The 23,950-nt window shown below is 68.3% G+C and carries 24 protein-coding genes; 9 read left to right on the top strand and 15 right to left on the bottom strand.

Annotation, left to right across the window (positions count from 1 at the left end; translation table 11 throughout):
- Positions 1-27: 27 nt before the first annotated feature.
- On the bottom strand, positions 28-651 hold the full coding sequence (locus GIY23_RS08465) for an MBL fold metallo-hydrolase (protein WP_154076147.1): 624 nt from the start codon (positions 649-651) through the stop codon (positions 28-30).
- Positions 651-1,736 (bottom strand): S-(hydroxymethyl)mycothiol dehydrogenase, encoded by a 1,086-nt coding sequence (locus GIY23_RS08460; RefSeq protein WP_154076146.1) that lies wholly within the window; start codon positions 1,734-1,736, stop codon positions 651-653. Before GIY23_RS08460 ends, GIY23_RS08465 begins: the two co-directional genes overlap by 1 nt.
- 362 nt (positions 1,737-2,098) lie before the next feature.
- Between GIY23_RS08460 and GIY23_RS08455 the strand changes: the two genes are divergently transcribed.
- The gene (locus GIY23_RS08455; RefSeq protein ID WP_228717618.1) at positions 2,099-3,607 is read left to right on the top strand and encodes an amidase; all 1,509 of its coding nucleotides are present in this window, start codon (positions 2,099-2,101) and stop codon (positions 3,605-3,607) included.
- Between the two features lie 122 nt (positions 3,608-3,729).
- Here GIY23_RS08455 and GIY23_RS08450 read toward each other — a convergent pair whose 3' ends face one another.
- On the bottom strand, positions 3,730-4,923 hold the full coding sequence (locus GIY23_RS08450) for an acyl-CoA dehydrogenase family protein (protein WP_154076145.1): 1,194 nt from the start codon (positions 4,921-4,923) through the stop codon (positions 3,730-3,732).
- A gap of 62 nt (positions 4,924-4,985) precedes the next feature.
- A complete protein-coding gene (locus tag GIY23_RS08445; protein WP_154076144.1) occupies positions 4,986-6,167 on the bottom strand; it encodes a CaiB/BaiF CoA transferase family protein in 1,182 nt (393 codons plus the stop codon).
- A gap of 129 nt (positions 6,168-6,296) precedes the next feature.
- On the opposite strand from GIY23_RS08445, the gene GIY23_RS08440 reads away from it, so the two are divergent.
- The gene (locus GIY23_RS08440; RefSeq protein ID WP_154076143.1) at positions 6,297-7,037 is read left to right on the top strand and encodes a GntR family transcriptional regulator; all 741 of its coding nucleotides are present in this window, start codon (positions 6,297-6,299) and stop codon (positions 7,035-7,037) included.
- A gap of 238 nt (positions 7,038-7,275) precedes the next feature.
- Here GIY23_RS08440 and GIY23_RS08435 read toward each other — a convergent pair whose 3' ends face one another.
- The 6 genes from GIY23_RS08435 to GIY23_RS08410 all read right to left on the bottom strand — a co-directional run bounded on the left by GIY23_RS08435 (position 7,276) and on the right by GIY23_RS08410 (position 12,055).
- A complete protein-coding gene (locus GIY23_RS08435) occupies positions 7,276-8,136 on the bottom strand; it encodes a 3-hydroxybutyryl-CoA dehydrogenase (protein WP_154076142.1) in 861 nt (286 codons plus the stop codon).
- Between the two features lie 252 nt (positions 8,137-8,388).
- Positions 8,389-9,669, bottom strand: coding sequence for an alpha/beta fold hydrolase (locus tag GIY23_RS08430; protein WP_154076141.1), 1,281 nt, complete (start codon positions 9,667-9,669; stop codon positions 8,389-8,391).
- Positions 9,670-9,741: 72 nt separating this feature from the next.
- Positions 9,742-10,371 (bottom strand): dienelactone hydrolase family protein, encoded by a 630-nt coding sequence (locus tag GIY23_RS08425; protein WP_228717617.1) that lies wholly within the window; start codon positions 10,369-10,371, stop codon positions 9,742-9,744.
- Between the two features lie 13 nt (positions 10,372-10,384).
- Complete coding sequence (locus GIY23_RS08420) at positions 10,385-10,918, bottom strand: hypothetical protein (protein WP_187352068.1); 534 nt, start codon at positions 10,916-10,918, stop codon at positions 10,385-10,387.
- Positions 10,919-11,109: 191 nt separating this feature from the next.
- Positions 11,110-11,682, bottom strand: a complete 573-nt coding sequence (locus tag GIY23_RS08415) for a type 1 glutamine amidotransferase domain-containing protein (RefSeq protein ID WP_154076140.1) — start codon at positions 11,680-11,682, stop codon at positions 11,110-11,112.
- 43 nt (positions 11,683-11,725) lie between these two features.
- Positions 11,726-12,055: an STAS domain-containing protein gene (locus tag GIY23_RS08410; protein WP_154076139.1), complete on the bottom strand. Its 330-nt coding sequence runs from the start codon at positions 12,053-12,055 to the stop codon at positions 11,726-11,728.
- A gap of 269 nt (positions 12,056-12,324) precedes the next feature.
- On the opposite strand from GIY23_RS08410, the gene GIY23_RS08405 reads away from it, so the two are divergent.
- Complete coding sequence (locus GIY23_RS08405) at positions 12,325-12,780, top strand: peroxiredoxin (protein WP_154076138.1); 456 nt, start codon at positions 12,325-12,327, stop codon at positions 12,778-12,780.
- Positions 12,781-12,868: 88 nt separating this feature from the next.
- On the opposite strand, the gene GIY23_RS08400 is transcribed toward GIY23_RS08405, so the two are convergent.
- Genes GIY23_RS08400 through GIY23_RS08390 form a run of 3 tightly spaced genes read right to left on the bottom strand, consistent with a single transcriptional unit; the run spans position 12,869 to position 16,490 of the window.
- Positions 12,869-13,897: a substrate-binding domain-containing protein gene (locus tag GIY23_RS08400; RefSeq protein ID WP_154076137.1), complete on the bottom strand. Its 1,029-nt coding sequence runs from the start codon at positions 13,895-13,897 to the stop codon at positions 12,869-12,871.
- A 39-nt stretch (positions 13,898-13,936) separates the two neighbouring features.
- Positions 13,937-14,968 (bottom strand): ABC transporter permease, encoded by a 1,032-nt coding sequence (locus GIY23_RS08395; RefSeq protein ID WP_154076136.1) that lies wholly within the window; start codon positions 14,966-14,968, stop codon positions 13,937-13,939.
- A complete protein-coding gene (locus tag GIY23_RS08390) occupies positions 14,961-16,490 on the bottom strand; it encodes a sugar ABC transporter ATP-binding protein (protein WP_228717616.1) in 1,530 nt (509 codons plus the stop codon). Before GIY23_RS08390 ends, GIY23_RS08395 begins: the two co-directional genes overlap by 8 nt.
- Positions 16,491-16,816: 326 nt before the next feature.
- On the opposite strand from GIY23_RS08390, the gene GIY23_RS08385 reads away from it, so the two are divergent.
- Genes GIY23_RS08385 through GIY23_RS08370 form a run of 4 tightly spaced genes read left to right on the top strand, consistent with a single transcriptional unit; the run spans position 16,817 to position 19,297 of the window.
- Positions 16,817-17,158, top strand: a complete 342-nt coding sequence (locus GIY23_RS08385; RefSeq protein ID WP_154076135.1) for an SAV_915 family protein — start codon at positions 16,817-16,819, stop codon at positions 17,156-17,158.
- Positions 17,155-17,463, top strand: a complete 309-nt coding sequence (locus GIY23_RS08380) for a hypothetical protein (RefSeq protein ID WP_154076134.1) — start codon at positions 17,155-17,157, stop codon at positions 17,461-17,463. Before GIY23_RS08385 ends, GIY23_RS08380 begins: the two co-directional genes overlap by 4 nt.
- Positions 17,463-18,671 carry a hypothetical protein gene (locus tag GIY23_RS08375; protein WP_154076133.1) on the top strand — a complete coding sequence of 403 codons (1,209 nt, stop codon included), beginning with the start codon at positions 17,463-17,465 and terminating at the stop codon, positions 18,669-18,671. The genes GIY23_RS08380 and GIY23_RS08375 overlap by 1 nt, the downstream gene beginning before the upstream one ends.
- The gene (locus tag GIY23_RS08370) at positions 18,668-19,297 is read left to right on the top strand and encodes a hypothetical protein (RefSeq protein ID WP_154076132.1); all 630 of its coding nucleotides are present in this window, start codon (positions 18,668-18,670) and stop codon (positions 19,295-19,297) included. The genes GIY23_RS08375 and GIY23_RS08370 overlap by 4 nt, the downstream gene beginning before the upstream one ends.
- Here the strand turns inward: GIY23_RS08370 and GIY23_RS08365 are convergent.
- Entirely contained in the window at positions 19,294-19,596 is a 303-nt protein-coding gene (locus tag GIY23_RS08365) for a hypothetical protein (RefSeq protein WP_154076131.1), read from the bottom strand. The genes GIY23_RS08370 and GIY23_RS08365 overlap by 4 nt on opposite strands.
- 139 nt (positions 19,597-19,735) lie before the next feature.
- Between GIY23_RS08365 and GIY23_RS08360 the strand changes: the two genes are divergently transcribed.
- The gene (locus GIY23_RS08360; RefSeq protein WP_154076130.1) at positions 19,736-21,385 is read left to right on the top strand and encodes a serine/threonine-protein kinase; all 1,650 of its coding nucleotides are present in this window, start codon (positions 19,736-19,738) and stop codon (positions 21,383-21,385) included.
- 113 nt (positions 21,386-21,498) lie between these two features.
- Here the strand turns inward: GIY23_RS08360 and GIY23_RS08355 are convergent, their stop codons facing one another.
- Positions 21,499-22,530: a lactonase family protein gene (locus GIY23_RS08355; protein ID WP_228717615.1), complete on the bottom strand. Its 1,032-nt coding sequence runs from the start codon at positions 22,528-22,530 to the stop codon at positions 21,499-21,501.
- A gap of 149 nt (positions 22,531-22,679) precedes the next feature.
- Here GIY23_RS08355 and rocD point away from each other — a divergent pair, with 149 nt between their 5' ends.
- Positions 22,680-23,912 carry an ornithine--oxo-acid transaminase gene (gene rocD / locus GIY23_RS08350; protein WP_154076128.1) on the top strand — a complete coding sequence of 411 codons (1,233 nt, stop codon included), beginning with the start codon at positions 22,680-22,682 and terminating at the stop codon, positions 23,910-23,912.
- Positions 23,913-23,950: the final 38 nt, after the last annotated feature.

The following is a 23,950-nucleotide window of genomic DNA, read 5'->3' as shown; positions in this document are numbered from 1 at the left end:
TCAACCCGTGCACCCTCTCATTCGGTGTCAGTGCTCGAACAGCGGCAACGCCTCTCCGATCGTGGTGCTCTCGCCGTGCCCGGTGTGCACCACCGTCTCCGAAGGCAGCGTGAGCAGTCGCCGCCGGATCGAGTCGACGATCACGTCGTGGTCGGAATAGGAGCGGCCGGTCGCTCCCGGGCCGCCCGCGAACAGGGTGTCCCCGGTGAACACCACGCCGAGTTCCGGCGCGTGGAAACACACCGCACCCGGAGCGTGACCGGGCGTGTGCAGGACGTGCAGGGCGATCCCGGCGACCTCCACGATTTGACCGTCCGCGAGCGCGCCGTCCGGTTCGACCCCGGGATGCGTCATCTCCCAGAGGACCGTGTCATCCGGATGCACCAACACCGGCGCACCGACCGCGGCGGCGAGTTCCGGCGCCACGCGCACATGGTCGTCGTGAGCATGGGTGGCCAAGATCGCCACGACCCGTCGCCGGCCCACCAGACGGCGGATCTCGGCCACGTCGTGCGGCGCGTCGACCACCACGCAGTCGTGATCGTCACCGACGACCCACACGTTGTTGTCGACCTCGTGCACCTGGCCGTCCAGCGAGAACGTTCCGGACGTCGTGGTGTGGTCGACACGGATCCCCTCGCGTTCGGCCATCACAGCATCACCACCGAGCGCAGGACCTCGCCCCGGTGCATGCGATCGAACGCCTGCTCCACCTGGTCCAACGTGATCTCCTCCGAGACGAACTTCTCCAGCGGCAGCCGCCCCTGCCGGTACAACTCGGTGAGCATCGGGAAGTCCCGCTCCGGCAAGCAGTCGCCGTACCAACTCGACTTCAGGGCACCACCACGGCCGAAGACGTCGAGCAGCGGAAGCTCCAGGCGCATCTCGGGTGTCGGCACGCCGACCAACACGAGCGTGCCCGCGAGGTCGCGCGCGTAGAACGCCTGCTGATAGGTCTCCGGCACTCCGACCGCGTCGACGACGATGTCCGCACCGAACCCGTCGGTCAACTCCCGGACCGCCTCGACGGTGTCGCGTGCCGACGCGTCGACGGTGTGGGTGGCGCCGAACTGCTGCGCCCAGTCGAGCTTCTTCGGGTCCTTGTCGACGGCGATGATCCGTCGGGCACCGGCCATCGCCGCGCCGGCGATCGACCCGTTGCCGACACCACCGCAGCCGATCACGGCGATCGTGTCGCCAGGGCCGACGCCGCCGGTGTTCACGGCCGCGCCGATGCCGGCCATGACGCCACAGCCGAGGAGACCGACGACGGCCGGGCGCGCTTGCGGGTCGACCTTCGTGCACTGGACGGAGTGCACGAGCGTCTTCTCGGCGAAGGCACCGATCCCCAGCGCGGGCTCCAGCGGTGTTCCGTCGGTCAACGTCATCGGCTGCGCGGCGTTGTGGGTGTCGAAACAGTACTGCGGACGACCGCGCTTGCAGGCCCGACACTGCCCGCAGACCGCCCGCCAGTTCAGCACCACGAAATCTCCGGCCTCGACGTGGGTCACGCCGTCACCGACACTCTCGACCACGCCTGCGGCCTCGTGCCCGAGCAGGAACGGGTAGTCGTCGCTGATGCCGCCTTCGCGATAGTGCAGGTCGGTGTGGCACACCCCGCACGCCTGGACCCGCACGACGACCTCGCCGGGCCCGGGATCGGGGACGCGGATCGTGGCGACCTCGACCGGGGCTCCCTTCCCGGTGGACACCACAGCACGTACGTCGCTCGCCATGAGCACCTCCTGTTCCGAGTCTCGACACGCATGCGCGCGAACGCATGGTCAGGCTACGTGAGGATCAAGGTGAACACATCGCTCGATCACCCGAGCTCGTGAGGACGCGGCGGCGGGCGCGGGGCCCTGCCGCCGGTGAACCCGCCCATGGCGGCGAGGGCCCCGCATCTCTGACTTCGGCACGGATCCGAGGGACGATTGCCCGTCCTGTCCGATTCCCTCGGTCGAGTTGGAGCCCCGGGCCGAAGGACGGACATTGACGCCGGAGCGGGTCGACAGCAGAGTGGCCGCCACGAACCTGATCAACGAGTGACGACGGACCGACGGGTCCACCGTCGCCGGGACCGGACGAGGAGAAGCAGGTGCCTCCCGCCGAATCGACCGAGATCGACGAGTCAGCGCTGCCGTCGGTTCTCGCCGCGGGTGCAGGGATGGCATCGCGGGTGACCCCCGAGCCGGTGTTACTCGACGCCGTCGAGGCGTCCTGGATGATCCGGCGACGCGAGATCAGTTGCGTAGAACTCATGCGTGCGCACCTCGAACACATCGAACGGTTCAACCCGCTGGTGGGGGCGCTGGTGTCCCTGGTGGACCCGGACCTGCTCCTGCACAAGGCGAGATCCCACGACCGGGCACTCGAACGGGGCGAGCCGGTGGGCTGGATGCACGGCTTCCCGCTCGCGGTGAAGGACCTCACCGATGCCCGGGGGCTGCCGACCAGCCACGGCTCGCCCCTGTTCGTCGGTCAGGTCGCGGAAGCCGACTCGCCTGCCGTGGCCCGGATGCGAACCGCCGGGGCGATCGTGATCGGCAAGACCAACGTCCCCGAGTTCGGACTCGGGTCGCACACGTTCAACTCGGTTTTTGGGGCGACCCGGAACCCGTACGACCGGACGAGAACCGCGGGTGGGAGCAGCGGCGGCGCGGCCGCCGCACTGGCGATGCGGCTCGTGCCGGTGGCGGACGGGAGCGATTTCATGGGTTCGCTGCGCAATCCCGCCGCCTACTGCAACGTCCTCGGTCTTCGGCCCGGTTTCGGCAGGGTTCCACCCAACGGCTTCGTCGCCGATCCGGGAGTGGCGGGGCCGATGGGACGGACCGTGCGAGACGTCGCGATGCTGCTGTCCACGATGGCAGGCCCCCACCCACGTAGCCCCTTGAGCATGGATCAGGACCCGTCGTGCTTCACCGAGTCGCTGGATATCGACCACGCCGGAACGCGTATCGGTTGGCTCGGTGATCTCGATGGGCACCTCGCCGTCGAAGAGGGCGTGCTCGATCAGTGTCGGAGCACGTTCCCGGCGTTCGACGACGTCGGCTGCACCGTCGAGAAGGCCCGGATTCCCGGCGGGCTCACCGACGCGTGGGAGACGTTCCTGCTGTGGCGGCACTGGATGGTCGGAGAAAAACTGCACGCGGTCCACGACGACCCGGATGTGTACGCACGGCTGAAACCGGAAGCCCGGTGGGAAGTGGACCGTTACCGCGCGATGAGCGTGCGGGACATCGCGCGCGCCAGGGAAGGACGGGACCGGTGGCACGCCACCGTGTGCGAGCTGTTCGAGCGGTACGACTACCTGCTCGCGCCGAGCGCGCAGGTGTTCCCGTTTCCCACCGAGCAGCGATGGCCGTCCGAGATCGCCGGCCGCGAGATGGACACGTATCACCGTTGGATGGAGACCACGGCGCCGTGGGCGCTGTCCGGAAACCCCGTTCTGAACCTGCCCGCCGGGTTCACGGCAGCTGGTTTGCCGATGGGCGTGCAGCTGATCGGCAGGCATCGCGACGAACTCGGCCTGCTCCGACTCGGGCACGCCTACGAGACGGCCACCGACTGGGTCCACCGCATCCTGCCGCCACTCCTGCGCTGAGGCGACGGACACGGTGCGTGCGGAGGCGCGCCGTGGGGCAGCGGTGAACCGTCCACTGCCCCACGGCGCAGTTGTGAGAACTCCTTGCAGAAGGTGTTGTTCGGTGGTCGAGCAGCGAAAGCTCAGCCGCGGAAGGCCGGGATACCGGTCATGGCCTGACCGATGGTGAGCGCGTGCATCTCGCTGGTGCCTTCGTAGGTGAGCACCGACTCGAGGTTCGTCATGTGCCGGATCACCGGGTACTCGAGGGAGATCCCGTTCGCTCCGAGCATCGTCCGTGCGGTCCGCGCGACCTCGAGGGCACCTCGGACGTTGTCGAGCTTGCCGAAGCTGACCTGCTGCGGTAGGAGCGTTCCTGCGTCCTTGCGGTTGCCCAAGTGCAGCGCCAGCAACCGTCCGTTGTGGACACGGACGGCCATGTCGGCGATTTTGGACTGGGTGAGCTGGAAACCTGCGATCGGTTTGCCGAACTGCTCACGCTCCTTCGTGTAGGACAGCGCGGACTCGAGGCAGCTGCGCGCGGCGCCGTTCGACCCCCACACGATGCCGTATCGCGCTTCGTTCAGGCAGCTCAACGGCCCCTTCAGGCCCGTCACCTCAGGAAACACAGCATCCGCTGGCAACCGGACGTCGTCGAGCACGAGCTCGGAGGTCACCGAGGCGCGCAACGACAGCTTCTGCTTGATCTCCGGGGCGGAGAAGCCGGGCGTGTCCGTCGGGACGACGAAACCGCGCACGCCGTCCTCGGTCTGGGCCCACACGATCGCCACCGAGGCGACCGTGCCGTTCGTGATCCACATCTTCCGGCCGTTGAGGACCCAGTCGTCCCCGTCCCGGCGGGCGTGTGTGCGCATCGACGAGGGATCCGAGCCCTGATCGGGTTCGGTGAGACCGAAGCAGCCGATCGCCTCACCGGCGGCCATGTGCGGCAGCCACTGCTGCTTCTGCTCTTCCGAACCCCACCGCCAGAGGGCGAACATCGCCAGCGATCCCTGCACCGAGACCAGCGAACGCAGTCCCGAGTCGCACGCTTCCAGCTCTTCGCAGGCCACGCCGTAGTCCACCGCGGACATTCCCGCGCAGCCGTAGCCGTCGAGGTGCATCCCGAGCACACCGAGCTTGCCGAGCTCGCGCGCCAACTCGCGGACGGTGGGCATCTCGCCCTTCTCGAACCATTCCCCCACGTACGGGGTGACGTGGTCGCGACACAGTGCGCGCACGCTCTCGCGCATCGCGACCTGCTCGGGGCTGAGCAGATCGTCGATGCCGAGCGGATCGTGCGGGTCGAACGTCGGGCGGGTGGACTGCGAACTCATCGGACTCTCCTCCACGGCACGGGATCGTGCGGATCCAGTTGATGTCGAAACGGGTTCGGGTGTCACGTCACCGGCGGCAGCGGCGGTGCGTCGGGCTGCTTCAGCCAGTCCAGGACTTCCTTGGTGTGTTCACCCAGGCGCGGCGGTGCGACCGGCTCGGCGGTGCCCGACACGGAGAACTCGATCGGGGTGCGCATCTGCGGCGCACCCCCGACGGGACGATCGACCGGGCGCAGCCCCAGGGACTCGGCATAGTCGACGGCGCCCGCGACATCGTTGACGGGACCGCATGCGATTCCTGCGGCACTCAACCGCTGTTGCCAGTCGCGCGCGAATCGTGTGCTCAACGCGCCTTCGAGCGTGGCCACCAGCTCGTCCCGGTGCGCCACCCGATCGGCATTGGCGGCGAAACGGGCATCGTCGGGAACACCGTGCAGGCCGAGAACCTCGGCGAACGCGCGGAACTGCGTGTCGTTACCGATCGCCACGGCGAGCGGGGCGTCCTCGCACTGCAGCGTCTCGTATGGGGCGATGCTCGGGTGGCGGTTGCCCATCCTGCCAGGCGACGTTCCGGTCGCCAGGTAGCCGCCGGCCTGGTTGACCAGCGAGCCGAGCAGGCTGGAGAGCAGGTTCACCTCGACGTGTTGGCCCCGCCCTGTCGTGTCACGCTCCCGCAACGCCGCCATGATGCCCACTGCCGCGTCCTTGCCGGTGAGTACGTCCACCAGTGCGACACCCGCCTTGGTCGGCGGCCCGTCGGCGTCCCCGGTGATGCTCATGAGCCCGCCCACGGCCTGCACCACGAAGTCGTACCCGGGGAGATCGGCTCCCGCGCCGCTGCCGAACCCGGAGATCGAGGCATAGACGAGTCCCGGGTTCAGCGCCAGCGCGCTCTCGTGGTCGAGCCGGAACTGTTCCAAGGACCCCGCGCGGAAGTTCTCCACCATCACGTCGGCCCGGCGCACGAGCTCCCGTGCCGCCTGCTGGTCGTCGGGATCGCCGAGATCGAGGGTGGTGCTGCGTTTGGAACGGTTCAGCGACTCGAAGTAGGACGAACCGATGTCCGTCCACGGTGGCCCCCAGGCCCGCGTGTCGTCACCCGATCCCGGGCGCTCCACCTTCACCACGGTCGCACCCATGTCGGCCAACAGCATCGTCGCGTAAGGCCCGGCAAGAACCCGGCTGAAGTCCGCGACGACCACACCCTCCAGCGCACGGTTCTGTCCGGCCCGTGTCTCCTGCATCGGCTCGACCTTCCCGCGTCCCGGTAACGACTCCTTGGAATCAGATTGGATCCAATATACAGTTGTGCGGCAGCGGGTCAACCGGCCGACACGCCGATACCGGGAACACGGATACGGGGAGTGGACACGATGGGGCGACCACCGACGACGCAGGAATTCGTGCTCGGTGAGCTGCGCAGAGCGATCGTGGCGGGCGAGCTCTCGCCCCGGCAGCCGATTCGGCAGGAGGCCATCGCCACGCGGCTCGGGGTCAGTCGCGTTCCGCTACGCGAAGCGCTGAAGACGTTGGAGGCGGAGGGCCAGGTCGTCTACCAACCACACCGCGGCTATTCGGTCGCCGAGTTGCGCCTCGGCGACCTACTGGAGGTGTATCGCCTGCGGGAGATTCTGGAGTCCGAGGGAGCCCGGATCGCGGCGCGGCGGTTCACCGAACACGACCTGGCGCGGGTCACCGACGCCTGCGCCGACGTCGACGAGGCGGCGGGGAACGGGGATCTCGTCGGAATGATCGCGGCGAACCGCCGGTTCCACTTCGCGTTGCTCGAACCCGCGCGGATGCCGCGGCTCGTCCGCATCGTGCGGACACTCTGGGACGCCACGGACGCCTACCGTGCGGTGTACTACAACTCGGACGTCAACCGGGGTCGCGTGCAGCGCGAGCACCAGGCGATCGTGCAGGCCGCTGCCGATGCCGACGCGGACCGGCTCGTGACACTGCTCGGTGAACATCGTCAGCACGCGGTCGACGCCCTACGCGACACGATCGCCGATCCGACCGACGGTGGTGTCGCAGACGTCACCTTCGAACTCGACGGGGACGGGTTGCTGCCCCACTCGCGTCCGGACGACCCCGTCGGCCACGTGGACTGATGAACTCCCTGCCGAAGGTTTGCCCTGAGGGTGCGCGGATTGAGCCAGCTTAATGGCTCCGTAGCGGCCCCCCAGCGACAACCTCTCCCCGGGATCGATTTCCCGAGGAGCCACCCCTGACACCTGGTACTCAAGAGGACCCAACGCAGGCGCGAATGGGGCGGCGGCACCGGACCACCTACCCAAGTCCCCACATGCCCCTGAGTGGGGGTGCGGGCGCGCCCGCACCCCCGAGGCCTCAGCGGTAGTCGTAGAACCCGTGACCCGACTTCTTGCCCATGAGGCCCGCGTCGACCATCCGCTGCAGCAACGGCGGTGCCGCGTACAGCGGCTCCTTGTACTCGTCGTACATCGAGTCGGCGATCGACTTCAGCGTGTCCAGGCCGACCAGGTCGGCCAGCGTCAGCGGCCCCATCGGATGCGCGCACCCGAGCACCATGCCCTGATCGATGTCCTCGGCGGAGGCGAAGCCCGACTCGTACATCCGGACACCGGAGAGCAGGTACGGCACGAGAAGCGCGTTGACCACGAACCCGGCACGATCCTGGGCCCGGATCGTCTCCTTGCCGAGCTTCTCGGCCGCGAAGGTCCGCGCCCGTGTGACCGTCTCCTCGGAGGTGACCAGGGACGGCACCAGCTCGACGAGCTTCATCACCGGGACGGGATTGAAGAAGTGGACACCGAGCACCTGCTGCGGCCGGTCGGTGGCCGCGGCGAGCTTGGCGATGGGGATGGACGAGGTGTTGGACGCGAGGATCGCCTGGCGGCTCTGCACCACCCGGTCGAGCTCACCGAAGATGCTCGCCTTGAGCTCCGCGTTCTCGGCGACAGCCTCCACGACCAGGTCACGATCGGCGAGGTCGTCGAGCGCGGTGGTGAACCGCAGGTGTGCCTTCGCCGCGTCCCGGTCGTCCTCCGAGAGTTTGCCCTTCTTCGCGCCACGGTCCAGCGAGCCGTGGATCCGATCGCGCGCGGCGTCCGCTGCGTCGTCGGAGACCTCCGAGACGATCACGTCGAGCCCGGCCCGCGCGTTCACCTCGGCGATCCCGGCGCCCATGAGGCCACCACCGATCACACCCACACGTTGAATGTCCGTCACACCCGATCCTTTCCGTTCGGCGAACCGCCTGGCCGACGCGCTCCGCGCCATCCCAGAGGTTACTGCCCGGTAGCACAACGCCGCAGTGGCCTACGCCCCCGTGCCCTGTCGAGGACGGCGTCGGCGACGTTGTCGCTGGCACATCCTCGCGGGACCGACCGCCCCGCGATCAACCGTCCGTGACCGACGTCGCCAGCACCGTCGTTTCGAAACGTGGCACCGGGAGTTCCAAATGCGCTCAAAGGCAGCGTCTCAGAGCTGCCCTCGCGCCATACCCAGAACACGTTCCAGCACAGCGGCGTCCGCCCGCAGACCGTCGTGGGCGAACTCGTTCGTCACCCAGGTCCGCATGCCACGTACCCGCTCGGCCGAACGCAGGCTCAACGTCCGGTTGACGAACATGTCGTCGTGAAAGACCGCCGCTGCCACCGGGACGTCGTTGCGCTCCAGCCGGTCGAGGTCGTAGAGCGCCGGCCAGTCGGCCTTCTTCGCCAGCAGTTCCGCCGCCCCGCGCAACGGGCCCAGCGCCGGGTCCTGCTCGAACATCCAGGGATAGATCATCTCGCCGGTGAACACCACGAGTTGCCCGGACCCGTCGAACTGTGGGAACTCCGAGCGCACTCGGTGGGCGGACCACTGCGACGCCTCGTGCTGGCAGTAGATCGACTCGTGCAGCACCGCGTAGAGCGGGCTTCCCGCGAACGAGAGCGCCCCGTCCACACCACGCAGGAACGTGTCCGACAGCTCCGGGCCGCGTCGTCCGTCGACGAACGCTTCTTCGAGCAACGCGTGCAACCCGTCGAATCGGCTTGCCTGTCCGAGCATGTCCCCCAGCGTCTGGAAACACTCGGGGGTGAGCACCGCGCCCGTCGGCAGCAGCACCCACTGATCGGCGAGATGATCGCGGACACGGCGTGCCGTGTCCACATCCTCCGGGTAGCGGGCGTAGTACGCGTCGTTGTGCGCCAGGACCTCTGGGTAACACGCTCGGTAGACTTCGTCCGGACCCTCGGACAGCGGCGGAACGCCCCCGGTGATCAGCACCTCGCGCAGCCCCTCGGGGGCGAACGACAGGTAGGTCAGCGCACAGAATCCGCCGAAGCTCTGCCCGAGCACCGTCCACGGGCGGTCACCCATGAGTTCCCGGCGGATCAATTCCGCGTCCCGCACGATGGCGTCGGCGCGGAACTCCGCGAGATACTCGGCCTGCTCGTGCTCCGAGTCGAGAGTCGCCAGCGTCTGTCGCGTCGCGGGAGTGCTGCGCCCGGTGCCCCGCTGGTCGAGCAGCAGCACCCGGAACTCCTGCGTCGCCTGCCGCACCCACGCCGGGAACGGCATGCGCGGCGACTTGCCACCCGGCCCGCCTTGCAGGTAGACCAACCACGGCAGGTCCAGTCCTTCTGTGCCGGGCGCGACCACTTCGCGCGCGAAGATCTCGATCTCCGGTGAGTCGGGGTCGTGGTGTCGCAACGGAACCCGGAACACGTGGTCACGAAGAACGAAGCCGGGCGGTCGCTGCGTGGCGGTGATCATCGCGGGAGAGCCTTCCCGTGTTCGCAGTGGACGTGACCACTTGATATCACGCTCGCGGCGTCACCGAGGCGGTCAGCGCAGATGCGAGCGGAACCAGGCGGTCGCGATGTCCGTCACCTGCTCGAGCGCTCCCGGCTCCTCGAACAGGTGCGTGGCACCCGGCACGATCGCGAGCTCGTGCTCGACGGTGAGCGCACGGTCCGCCTGCTGATTCAGCGCGAGTACCTCCTCGTCCGCGCCGCCGACGATGAACACCGTCGGAGCGCGCACACTGGCGAGAGCGTCCGGACTCAGGTCCGGCCGCCCACCCCGGGACACCACTGCTCCGACGTCGTCCGGCCTGCGCACGGCCGCCCCCAGCGCGGCGGCAGCGCCGGTGCTCGCACCCAGCAGTCCCCGCGTCACCGCCGACTCGCGGTCCCCGAGCCAGTCCAACGCACCGACCACGCGGCGTGTGAGCAGTTCGATGTCGAACCGCCACTGCCTCGTCTCGTCGTCGGCCCGTTGTTCCTCGACGGTCAACAGGTCGACGAGCAACGTCGCGAATCCCGCGCGGTGAAGATGCTCGGCGACCGCGACATTGCGTGTGCTCCGACGCGACGACCCACTACCGTGCGCGAACACGACCATGCTGCCCTCGCCGTGGTACCACGTCCCCAGTAGTTCACCGTCCACATCGGCGCCGACGGCAGGCAGTGACACCTCCGCGCGAGGCTCACCACCCACTGTCTTCGACCCGTTCCGCGATCTCTTCGGGACCTTCGGTGTCCGCCTTGTCGTCCACCTCGACGCCGTCCCGTGTGGACGAGGCGTATCCAGTGGGTTCCTCCGCACCGCCGCGCAACACCGCGCCGGACTCGGTCGTTCCGGCGTCGAGGTCTCCCGCCGGTGGTTCGTCCACGCCACCGTCGGTGACCTCAGCGGCGGCACGCTCATCGACGGATTCGTCCAGCTCGAACATCCGCGTTTCGGCTAGCGGCTTGTCCACGTCGTCGGCGCCGCCCGAGCGCTCCTCGGCGAGCCGCTCGTCGAGCGTCTCACCCGCGTGGTCCTCGGACGGCGTCCGGCGATCACGTGTCACGACCGACCAGTTCTCGGGCGGTTCGACCCCCTCCTCCAGCGGGTCGACACCGAGTTCGTCCTCATCGAGGTCCTCCGCGGACTGCAGGCCCGCAGCGTCCCCGGGGTCCTCCTCCGTCGGCGGCACCTCGTCCGCAGACGGGGTCCGACCCTCGAACGGATCCGACATGCTCACACCTCCTCACGTCGTGCCCTGCCGAGTACCCGCCGCACCCTGTGCCGAATCGCGCGGGCGTCGGGAGACGTCGCTACCTGCCGTCAGAGCGCACGTGCGAGGCGTGCCCTACGGGCACCAAAGGCCAGGCCCTCCAACAGCTCCGGGGGCGGTGCGATTGCCGCACCGCCCCCGGACGATGATCGTCATGCGCTGCGGGCCTGTGCCCGATGCGCCCCTTCGCCGATCTCCTCGACCATCTTGCGGTTGAACGCGGGAAGGTCGTTCGGGTTCCGGCTGGTGACGAGCCCGGAGTCGACGACCACCTCCTTGTCAACCCAGGTGGCCCCCGCGTTGCGCAGGTCGGTGGCCAAACTCGGGTACGAGGTGAGCGTGCGGCCACGGACGACGTCGGCCTCGACCAGCGTCCACGGTGCGTGGCAGATCGCCGCGACCGGACGCTGGTGGCCAAAGAAGTCGTGGACGAGGCGAACGGCCGTGGCGTTCTGCCGGAGCGCATCGGGATTCGCCACGCCGCCAGGAAGCACCAAGCCGTCGTAGTCGTCCACGGACACGTCGTCGACCACGCGATCGACGTCGAAGCGATCCGCCTTGTCCAGGTGATGGAATGCTTGAACCTGCCCGGACTGCACCGACACGAGTTCGGGAGTCGCGCCTGCGTCGGTGACGGCCTTCCATGGCTCGGTCAGCTCGACCTGCTCGATCCCTTCCGCGGCCACCAGGAACGCCACCTTGCGGCCAGTCAGGTCGCCACTCATGGCTACCTCACTTTCTCTGTGAAGACTGATTCCGACCCTCGTGCTACCCGACGACGCCTGCTCTCAAACGCGGTGCGCCTGCTCGGCGCGGGGTGACACACACGCAGCGCTCGGTCGTTCCCGCCACCTCGAGGGCGCGGAACGTCACTCCCCCACCCAGCGCGATTCGGAACCGACTACCGTGTGCTTGCGCCCGGCGCCCGAGGTTTTCCAGCGTGAGCGCGCCACACAGCGCGACGAAGTGCGCGGTGCGCAGCTCGACGACGACCAGGTCGGAATCGAACTCACGCTCACACCGCGCGCTGAACAACTCCACAGTGGAGAAATCGAGATCACCCGCCGACCCTCGGGATCGCAAGGGAGAAGTGCGCACAGCCCACTCCTACACTTCTGGCGGATGCCCACGGGCCGATCACGGCAGAGATGTGCAACCGGGCGGCCGTGTTCTCGACCGCGTGCAGCTGACAATGCTGCGGAGGGTCCTCCTAGCTGTCGCACCGTCACCCGAATGAGATGGTCGGAGAGCGCAGTCGGCGCGCCACGGACCCGACCACCCGGTGCCTCGCTCCGAATACCTCGCTAGCTCGGCCAGGCCGTCGGTAGGTTGGCCGGACCACCCGCTCCCGACTCGGAGGACCTTCGATGCGCCCCGGCGACCTCGTCGACGACTTCACTCTGACCGATCAGACCGGCACCGACCGCAGCCTGAGTGCGCTCCTGGCGGACGGACCGATCGTGTTGTTCTTCTACCCTGCGGCCATGACCGGCGGCTGCACCGCCGAAAGCTGCCATTTCCGGGACCTCACCGGGGAGCTCGCGGAGGTCGGGGCACGACCGGTCGGTATCAGCACCGACGCGGTCACCAAGCAACGCGAGTTCGACGAGGCGCACTCGTTCGGATTCCCGCTCCTGTCGGACCCGCACGCGGCGGTCGCCCGTCAGTTCGGAGTCGCGCGTCGTTTCGGCCCGCTACCCGTGAAGCGGCACACCTTCGTCATCGGCACCGACCGTCGGATCATCGACGTCATCCGCAGCGAGTTCCGCATGTCGATCCACGCCGACAAGGCGCTCGAGACGCTGCGCACCACAGTCTCCTGACAGACCCGACTCCGGACGCGTCCGGCGTGTCGGAGGAGCGAACGGCACTCTCGCCTCGCGTGACGAGGCGAGAGTGCCGTTCACCGCATCATTCGGGAGGGTTCTCGCAACTGGGATTGAGCAACCGCTGCGCCTCGGGTGAGTCGATGTTCTGCTGAGTGATCACCTTCGACCCGGTGTCGGTCTCGCCAGGTGGCTGCTGGCCTGAGACCTTCGCGACAGCCGCCTGCACCGAGGTGAAGCCCATCTTGAACGGGTTCTGCGCGATCAGACCCGAGATCACCCCTTCACGCAGCGCCTGGATCTGCTCGTCCGAGGTGTCCCACCCGACGATCTTGATCTGCCCCGCCTTGCCCGCCTGCCGGACCGCGGCGGCCGCACCCAGCACGCTCGGTTCGTTGGCCGCGTAGATCCCGTTCAGGTCCGGGTTGGCGGTGAGAATGTCCTGCGTGACCTGCAAGGCCGTGTTGTAGTCGCTGTTGCTGGACTGACGCGCCACCAGGTTCAGGCCCGGGTGCCGCGCCATGCTCTTCTCGAACCCTTCGGCGCGCGTCTCGTTGGTACTCGTCCCCGGTTGGAACTCGATCAACGCCACCTTGCCCTGACCGCCGAGCTGCTCGGCGAGCAGGTCCGTCCCTTGTTCGGCGGCCGCGACGTTGTTCGTCGCGTAGACCGGAACCTCTGGCGGTTGCGGCTCAGTGCCCGAGTCCATGTTGACCACCGTCGTGCCCTGGCCGAGCGCCGTGTCGGTGACCGCGCTCAGCGCTTTCGCGTCGGTCGCGGCGTAGACGAGGGCGTCGTTGCTTCCTTGGGCGAGCTTGTCCTGCAACAGGCTCTGCTGCCCGCTGACGTCGCTCTCGTCGTTCACGCCGTCCCAGCTGATCTCGACGTTGTCCCGTTGAGACCCGGCGCACTCCGCCCCGAGCCGGACCTGTTCCCAGAAGTCGAACCCGATCGCCTTGGGAACGACGTCGATGCGGATCTGCCCGTCGTCGGCACCTCCGCCACCAGTGGACTCCCGAACGCCGACGCTGCACGCCGAGGCGGAGGCAGCCACCACCACGAGACCGACCGCCGTCAGCGCTCGGACACCGGACCTTGCCTGTGTTTTCCGCATGTGCACTCCTGACACCGAAACCCGGACCGATTCCCGCGGCTAATCCACCTCGCCGCTGAGCTTGCGTCGCTGGTAGCGGTCCCACCAGACCGCCAGCCAGATGATCACTCCGATGAGGACGTTCTGATAGAAGATGCTGATGTCGAGCTGGACCGCCCCGTTGCGGATGACCGCCACGAGGAACGCTCCGATCAGCGAGCCGAGAATCGTGCCGCGACCGCCGAACAGGCTCGCCCCGCCGATGACGACGGCGGCGATGACGTCGAGTTCGAGCCCCTCGCCGAAGTTCGGCTGGCCGGAGTCGATCCGCGATGCCGCGATCATGCCGCCGAGCCCGGCCAAGGCGCCGGAGAGCACGTAGACCGCCGTCGTGTACTTGCGCACCGGAACACCGGAGAGCCGCGCGGCTTCGGAGTTCGAGCCCATCACGTAGGCGTACCGCCCGAGTCGGGTACGAGTGAGTACGAGGTGGCCTGCGACCGCGACCAGGATGATGACGAGGATCGGGATCGGAAGTACTCCGATCACGCCTTGACCGAGCAGCCGGAACGAGTCCGGAGCGCCGAAGACGGCGACGGCACCGGTGGCGATGAGCACGAGTCCGCGCCCCACGCTGAGCATGCCCAGCGTGGCGATGAACGGCGGCAGTCCCACGACCGAGACGAGCAAGCCGTTGACCAGTCCTGCCGCAGCCCCGACCGCGACTCCGGCGAGGATGCCCAGCACCGGGTTGAACCCGAACGAGGCCATCGTGATCACACCGAGCACACCGGACAGTGCGGCCACCGAGCCGACGGACAGGTCGATGCCACCGGTGATGATCACCAGCGTCACGCCGACCGCCATCACCGCGTTCACCGAGGTCTGGGACCCGAGGTTGAACAGGTTGTCGGCGGTCAGGAACGACGGCGCCACGATCGAGAGCACGACGAACGCGACGATCAACGCCCCCGCCGCGGCCAGCTGGGAGACCGCACCCGACGCCCGGTCGCTCAGGGCGCCGAGCAAGCCCGGCTTCCCGGACGGCGGTGGGCTCTGGGAACTCTGCGGCGCCTTGGTCTGCTCACTCATGATTGCCCTTCGCTCCGGTCGCGAGCGCCACCACGCGCTCCTCGGTGAATTCCGTGCGCGCGACCTCGCCCACGATCCCCCCGGCACGCATGACGAGGATCCGGTCGCACATGTTCAGCAGCTCCGGCAGATAACTGGAGATGAACACGATCGCCTTGCCCTCTGCCGCCAACGAGTCCATCGCCTGGAACATCTCGGACTTCGCGCCGACGTCCATGCCCCGGCCGGGTTCGTCGAACAGCAGCACGTCCGCGCCGGTCTCCAACCAGCGCGCCAGCACGACCTTCTGCTGGTTGCCGCCGGAGAGCGTCCGAACGGGACGCCCGACCCACGGCACACCCCGGATGTCGAGGCCCTCGCGGGATTTCTCGGCCGTCCGCCGCTCCGCACCGAGATCGATGAACCCTGCTCGCATCGGCAAGTTCGCCAACGTGACGTTCTTGTCCACGCCGAGGTGCATGGCGAGCCCGTCGGTCTTGCGGCTCTCCGTGAGGTAACCGATCCCGGCGGCGATCGCGTCGGCGGGCGTGCGGATCTTGAGCACCCGGCCGTCCAGCGAGACCGTGCCGGAGTCCGGCGGCTCGGCGCCGAACACCGTGCGAGCGAGTTCGGTGCGACCCGCGCCCACCAGCCCGGCCATACCGACGATCTCACCGGCGCGCACCTCGAACGACACGTCGTGCACGGCACCCGTCCGGGTGAGGTTGTCCACCCGCAGCCGGATCTCGCCCGGCTCGTCGCTGTGCGTGCGGGGATACAGGTTCTGCACGTCCCTGCCGACCATGAGCTGCACGAGGCGTGATTCGTCCAGTTCGGACACCGGCTGCGTGTCGACCACGACCCCGTCTCGCATTACGGTGACCCGATCCCCGATCTCGAAGATCTCGTCGAGCCGGTGCGAGATGTAGAGCACGGCGATGCCCTGGGCGGTGAGTTCCCTGACGATGCCGAACAGGTCCTCGGCCTCGCGTTCGGTGAGCGTGGCGGTCGGCTCGTCGAGGATCAGCACGGTGGAGTCCACGGCGAGCGCTTTGGCGAGCTCGACGCGCTGCTGCTCGGCGGTGGACAGTTGCGCGACCCGCCGTTGTGGATCGACGTCGAGCCCGACCCGCCGGAGCAGGGCCGCTGCCTCCTTGCGTTCGTCGCCACGGGCGATCCAGCCGTACCGGCCCGGCTCGTGCCCGATGAACAGGTTCTGCGCGACCGACAGGTCCGGGGCCAGCGCGAACTCCTGGTGCACCATCGAGATGCCGAGTCTGCGCGCGGCTCCCGGGCCCTGGAAGGTGACCGGCTCGCCGTGCAACGTCACCCGGCCCGAGCTGGGCTCTTCGACCTGGGCGACGAGCTTCATCAGCGTCGACTTGCCCGCACCGTTCTCACCTGCGAAAACGTGCACTTCGCCCGGCAGAACGTCCAGGTCGACCTCGGTGACGGCCGCGACACCGGGAAATCGTTTGCTGACGCCGCGCAGCTCGAGGGCAGCCACGGCACCGGGCTGCTCGGATCGGTCACTCGACGGCACGGCAACGCCTCCTCGATCGGCACTGACCAGTGACCCGGGCTCGGGGTGGGCCGGATCATACCGACGACACCCACCGACCGGAAGTGGTTGCCACGAAACCGAGTAACCGATTACTCGGCGTCACTCCGGACGAAAGCCCGCTGCCGACGGATCCGAACGATGGGGACAACCGCCCGCACGCGCCCCGCAAATGTGGATCATGATCAGAATCATCTCAGCCAGTTCATGATCCACTAGGCCGATCAGGTGATGAGTCGAAACCCGCTCACCCCGCGCATGGCGGCTCGATAGGCTTCCCCCACACACCACGACCAGGGGAAGAGACGTTGCGTGACCTAGACCACCCGGAGGCCGCTCCGTCCGTGATCGGGGCCGACTGGCTCGCCGAGCAGCACGGACAGGAACCCATCACCGTGTACCTGCCAACCGAGCGGGTCATCGAGGGAGACAGCGAGATCACGGTCCAGCTCGTACGGCTCCCGGACGGCCGCACTGTCCTCCCGGCCTTCACCAGCCTGGACGCGCTCGTGGGCACCCTCGGCGGTCAGCAACCGTGGATCGCGACGCCACAGGACAGGGTCCCCGAGGTGCAGCAGCAGAGCAGCGCCGACGACGTGCTCTGGGACCCGCCGCTGCCGGACGAGCTGCGCGGGGAGGTCTCGCGGTGAGCCTCGGCGACTTCACCGGCACCCACGCAGACCTGGACGCACTCAGCGGTATCGCCAGTCGTCTCCGCAACGGAGCACAGGACTTGGATAGCATGACCGCACCACCACCGGCACCCGTCGCTGGGGAGTCGACGGAAGCGATTGCCGGTGCGATGGCCATGCTGACGATCTCCGCCGCGGAGATCGTCGAGATCCTGAACGGCATGGGGGACGCGGTCGCGCACGGACGCGATGTCTACGACGACACCGACGCCGGGACGATCAAAGACCTGTCCCGCCTCGGCGAGATCACGGGGGAGAACTGATGCCGCTTGATACCGAGGTGGACAAGCAACCTTCCACGATGCGCACGGCTGCGGAATGGATGGCCGGTGCGGGAACCGCGGTCGACGGTGCCATCGGGGTGGTCACCGGCACCCGTGGCGAGTCCGAGGGTGCCTGGCCCTCGCACGCCGGGGACTCCTTCCGCGAGATGTCGCACAAGACGAAACCGGGCATTGAGGACACCTCGAATGCCTTCACCGACTTCGCGAACGTGTTGCGCGAGCACGCTGACCAGATCGACACGGTCACCAAGCGGATGGAGCAGGCCCGCGAGCTGGCGGTCAAGGAAGGCTTAGACCTCCGCGGTTTCCTCATCATGGAGCCGGGACCCGAGCCACCGACACCGGCACCGCTGCCGAGCGACCAACCGGCCACACCGGAGCAGACGCAGGCCCACGCAGAGGGAACCCGCGCGGTGGAAGCATTCGCCAAGCAGGCGGAGGCGTACGCCGGGTGCTCCACGTTGGTCCAAGCCGCGCGCAAGACCGAACACGGCGCCGTGGCCACACTGAACCGCTTTCTCGGTGGTCTCGTGGAGAAGTCGCCGTTCAACGCCACCGACGTCCTCACCGGACTCGCGGGTGCCCACGCGGGAGCAACGGCGAAACTCCGTGCCAAGGCCACGAAACTGGCCGCTTCCGGGTCCATCGAGATCACCGAACGAATGATGCACAATCCGTCGATGTCGCTGGCCGGGCAGACCAAGGCCGCCATGATTCACATCGAGCGCACCCAGGAGTTGCGGGAGGCCAACCGTCAGGCTCTCGGTTCCCGCGTGGCCGGGTGGGTCGACAAACTCTCGCCGCGGACCAAAGAGTTTCTCCAAGCCAGTCTGGCGAAACCATCGGCTGGCAGCTCGACCGGCTTCGTCCGCGGAGCCACCCGCGTGGGGAGCAAACTCCCCGTCGTCGGCCTCACGATCACGGCCTCCGGTGTGGGCTATGATCTCGGCCAGGGCAAGGACCCGGCCACCGCCGTGGCCAGCGGTGCCGGGAGCTATCTCGCCGGGTCCGCCACGTCCTCGTGGTTGCTCGCGATGGGCACCCCGGTCACCGGGGCCGTGATCGGTGCCGCAGCGGTCGGTGTCGGTGTCGGCTTCGCGATCGAGGAATGGGGACCCGATGCCTTCGACAAGGCCGTACAGATCGGCGAGAAGCTCGAAGAGATCAACCCGAAGATGACCCGATGACCACTCCCGGCCTCCCGTTGAAACCGGACCCACAGACGGGGCAACCGCGGCCGCCGAGGGCACCGCTGGAGAATGGTTGGCGGCGGTCCGAGGACAAGAGCAGGAACGGCGCAACGAAGGTGCCCCAGCCGCCACCGGCTGCGGGTCCGGTGTTGGAGTGGTTCCACCCGTCGCACGGTCGCCTGTGGACGTTCATCGCCTTGTCGGTCGTGGTCGTCGCCGGGGTGTTCACCCTCAAGGACGGGGGACTGGCGTGGATGGGCACCTGGTGGCTGTGGTTGTTCTTCCTGCCGCTGCCGGTGTTCTTCCTTGCCAGGGAGCGAAACCTACGCATCGCGGCCGGTGCCGACTGGCTCGCCTACGGCAACAGCTCCCTCCGCACGTACGAGCTGACCAAGATCCACGTCACCGTGGGGGGTGTCGCGCACCAGCTCATACTGGAAGACGCGCACGGAGGCAGGCTCGAATACGTGCCAATTCACGAGCTGCAACTCAACCGCGAACTCTGGGACCTCGTTTACTTGGGGCTCCTGCACTCCACGTACGAGAACGGCGCGGACGTGAACCGGATGGCCAAGGAGTATCTGAGCCTGAACATCCCACCACACCTGCGAAAGTGGGACTAACGGTAGGCACCCTTGCGTGCGGCGCGGGCCTGGAACCGAGCGGCACGGATGATCTCATCGGCGCTGGCGTCGGTCTGTGCGTTGACGATCAGATCCCGGAACCGTCCGTCAGCACCGTCGACGCGCATCACGACCATCCCTGGCCAGCACGACGACGTTCCGTCCGGCCGGCGCCTGGCAACGGCGGAACTCCTGCGACGGGAGCAGGTCCCGGGCCCGCGCAACTCGGACTTGAGGTCGGACATCTCGGCCTCGATCTCTTCGCGTTGCGCGTACAGCTCGGCCAGGCGGGCTACCATCGCGACCTGGACAGTAGTCAACTCGTGAGTAGAACCACTGCGTTGGTGCAGGTCAGCGGGCACTTCGAGCACTTCCGATCTCGAATGGAAGGGTAATGTCAGAGGCCCTGCACCCACCGAGTAAAACGAGGGGAGAATCGTGCGACCGCTGTTGGCCGGCGAGCCGGCGACCGTCGGGCACTACCGGTTGCTCGCGCGCCTGGGCAAGGGCTCCATGGGCGGCGTCTACCTGGCGCGCTCACGAGGTGGCCGTGCGGTGGCGGTCAAACAGGTACGCCCGGACCTCGCCGAGGATCAGGAATTCCGCGAGCGGTTCCGGCGCGAGGTCGCGATGGCGCGCTCGGTCGGTGGTTTCTGGACGGCCGCGGTCGTCGACGCGGACACCGAGGCCGACCAACCGTGGCTGGCGACCGAGTACGTGCCGGGTCCCACGTTGCACCAGGCGGTTGCCGACCACGGGCCGTTGCCGGAGCAGACGGTCCTGAGCCTGGCCGCCGGGCTCGCCGAAGCCCTCACCGCGGTGCACAAGGCCGAGCTCGTGCACCGCGACCTCAAGCCGGCCAACGTCCTGCTGGGCCCGGACGGGCCGCGCGTGATCGACTTCGGGATCTCACGCGCGTTGACCTCCAGTGCGATGACGGCGACCGGGATGTTCTTCGGCACGCCCGGCTTCTTCTCCCCCGAACAGACCGTCGGCGAGGGCGTCGGCCCACCCAGCGACGTGTTCTCCCTCGGCGCGGTCCTCGTGTTCGCCGCCACCGGCGCCGGACCGTTCGGCGACGACCACACGGCGGCGATGCTCTACCGGGTCGTGCACAGCGAAGCCGACCTCACCCATGTTCCTGACGGCCTGCGCCCGATCCTCGCCGCCTGCCTGACGAAGGAACCGGAACAGCGCCCCACGCCCACGCGGATCCTGGACGAGATCGGCGAGCCGTCCCCGCAGGGCGACAACTGGCTACCGCCGGACATCACAGCCGTCATCACCGAGCACACGATGCAGCTGCAGCAGGCAGCGGCGGCCGACGACGAGCCGGACGCCGTCGGAGTCGGGACCGTGCAACAAGGTCCGGTGCAGCAGGGTCCGGCGAAGCAGGGCACTGCCCAGTACACCTCGAGCGTGGCCGCGGCGGCCGCGCCAGTGCAGGCTCCCCCAGGCCCCGACGATCAGGTCACCCGCCCGGACTGGAGCGCGGTCGAACGGCGCGAGCCGCTCGCCCCCGCTCGCCCTCGCGACACCTCGCAGCAACGGACCGACCGGGTGCGCGCCGACGTCCCCGGTCCGGTCTTTCGCACCAAGGGACGGATGCGGTACGCGGTGGGGGCACTGTTCGCGCTGTTCATGCTGGTCGCGGTGTTCGCGTTCGCCCGTGACGGAGCCGTGTCCGGGCAGCCGCTCATGCTGCTGGGCGTCGCGGGTGTGCTGTTCGGTACGAGCGCGGCGCTGTCGGTGGCCAGAATGCTCACTCCCGCACTCCGCATCAAGATCAACGGAGACGGGATCCGGATCAGCCGTCCCGGACTCGCCAGGGAAATCCCCTGGCATCACGTGAACCGCGTGGGCGTCGTCGGTCGCGGCAAGAGCCAGAGCGTCGCGGTATGGACGACGCAGGGCGCGCCGAAGCTCTCGTCTTCGTGGTGGCACTGGGTTCGTCGCTACCACGGCGGGGTGCGCGTTTTCCCCGTCGGCATCACCGGCGGTGTGCTGAAACGACGCCAAGAATCGCGCCGGATGCATACGGCCTTGCACCAGTACGCGCCGCGCGCCTACGACTCCAGGATGCTCTGAGGGCATCGTGGAACTTGGGTAGGCAGTCCAGTACCGCCGCCCCCAGTTCGCCCCCGCGATGTTCGGGCCGCCTCGAGTGCACACGTACGCAGCGACAACCCTGGACCGGCGTCTCATTCCACCGGCAGGACGCAGACGGGGCTCGGCGTGGGGACCGGCTCGCCGATGGCCCGCAACGCCCCCGCCTCCACCGCGAACGACTGCACCGTGTGGCTCGTTTCCCCCGCCACCACCAGAACGCTCCCGCCACGGGCGAGGCTCATGTGCCGAGGACCGCGGACCCCAGCCGGCACGATCTCGCGCACAGCAACCCCTTCCTGGAGGTCGAGTACCGCGAGACTGTCGTGCCCACGGTTCGACGCGAACGCGTACCTGCCGTCCGGGGAGACCACGATCTCGGCCGCCAGCGTCGTGCCGGTGAACGACTCGGGAACGATCGACACAGTCCGGTAGGCCGTCGCGGTGGCAGTCGCCGGATCCCATCCGCACTCCGTTACCGTCGAGTCGAGCTCGTTGATCAGCAGAAACCTGGTTCCGGACGGCAGGAAGGCGAGGTGTCTCGGTCCCGCGCCTGCATGAGTGGCGAGCTCGGAGCGCAGCGCGAGGTGACCACTGTCGCGGTCGATGTCGTAGACCGAGACCGTGTCGGTGCCGAGATCCACCGCGAGCAGCCGTCCGCCGCTGGGGTCGACGACCACCTGATGGACGTGCGGCCCCGCCTGCCGCTGCGCGTTCGGTCCGCTGCCGCTGTGGTGAGCCTGATGACACGGTTCCCGGACGGCACCGCCTTCGCCGAGGGGATACACCACCACGTCCCCCGACGCGTAGTTCGCGGCGAACAGGAACCGTCCATTCGGGTGCACGGCGAGATGACACGGGTCCGAACCCTGCGTGGGCTGCGAGTTCAGCTCGGTCAGCGTCCCGTCCGGCCGCACCCGGAACGCCACGACGCGGCCCTGCCGCTGCTCCCGCACGGCGTAGACGGTCGCCCGATCGGGGGCCAGGGCCAAGAACGACGGGTCGGTCGCCGGAGCGAGACGTCCTGTCGGCCGGAGTCGGCCGGAGTCGTCGATCTCGGCGGCGACGATCCCCGTGGCCGCCGAATCGGCGCTGGTATAGGTACCGAGATAGGTGTTCGCGGTCACGCCGTCTCCTTGCTTTCGCTCGGATCGCGCGCGATCCACGCCTGGTACACAAGATACCAACGTCATCCCATCGAATCACGCAACAAACTGTCGAAAGAAGCAACGTGTTCCGGCTGAAGTCGAACGCTCGCGCGACATAGCCTATGGCCATGATTCCCGCCGCGACCTCGACCGACCAGACCTACGACGCTTCGCAGCTCCTCGCGCTCGACGAGCAGTACAGCGCGCACAACTACTCCCCGCTGCCCGTCGTGATCTCCGAAGCCTCGGGTGCCTGGATGACCGACGTCGACGGTCGCCACTACCTCGACTTCCTCGCGGGGTACTCCGCACTGAACTTCGGTCACGGCCACCCGGACCTGATCGCCGCCACGACCGCGCAACTGCAGCGGGTCACGCTGACCAGCCGCGCCTTTCATCACGACCAGTTCGGCCTGTTCTGCAAGGAACTCACCGAACTCACCGGGACCGACACGGCGCTGCCGATGAACTCCGGGGCCGAGGCGGTCGAGTCCGCCGTCAAGGTGGCCCGCAAGTGGGCCTACCAGGTCAAGGGTGTGCCGATGGACCGCGCGGAGGTCGTCGTCGCGGGCTCCAACTTCCACGGCCGTACCACCACGATCGTGTCCTTCTCCACCGACGAGACCGCCCGCGCCGACTTCGGCCCGTTCACTCCCGGCTTCCACGTCGCCGAGTACGGAGACGCGAGTGCCGTGGAGTCCGCGATCACGCCGAACACCGCCGCCGTGCTGGTCGAGCCGATCCAGGGTGAGGCCGGCGTGGTCGTGCCCCCGAAGGGGTACCTGCGTGAGTTGCGGCGGCTCTGCGACGAGAACAACGTCCTGCTGATCTGCGACGAGATCCAGTCCGGGCTGGCCCGCACCGGCGAACTGCTCGCCAGCGAGCACGACGGTATCCGCGCCGACCTGTACACGCTGGGTAAGGCGCTCGGCGGCGGCATCATGCCGGTCTCGGCGGTGGTCGGCCGCCAGGAGGTACTCGGGGTGCTCAAGCCGGGCGAGCACGGGTCGACCTTCGGCGGTAACCCGCTGTCCTGCGCGGTCGGCCGTGCCGTGATCAAGCTACTCGCCACCGGAGAGTTCCAGGAACGCTCGCGGCAACTCGGCGAACACCTGCACGGGCGCCTCGGCGAGCTCGTCGGGCACGGCGTCCACGAAGTGCGCGGGCGGGGACTCTGGGCCGGCGTCCAGATCGCCGAAGGCGGGCCGAGCGGCAAGGAAGCGAGCAAGGCCCTCGCCGCGCGCGGCGTGCTGTGCAAGGAGACTCACGACACGACGTTGCGTGTCGCGCCGCCGTTGGTGATCTCCCGTGCGGAGCTGGACCGGGGCATCGACGCCATCGCCGAGGTCGTCCGCCGCTGAGCACCGAGCGAACGGCACTCTCGCCCCACCACACGAGG

It is taken from the genome of Allosaccharopolyspora coralli (assembly GCF_009664835.1).
In the GTDB taxonomy this organism is placed as follows: Bacteria; Actinomycetota; Actinomycetes; order Mycobacteriales; family Pseudonocardiaceae; genus Allosaccharopolyspora; species Allosaccharopolyspora coralli.
This window is presented reverse-complemented; position numbering and strand designations above follow the sequence as displayed.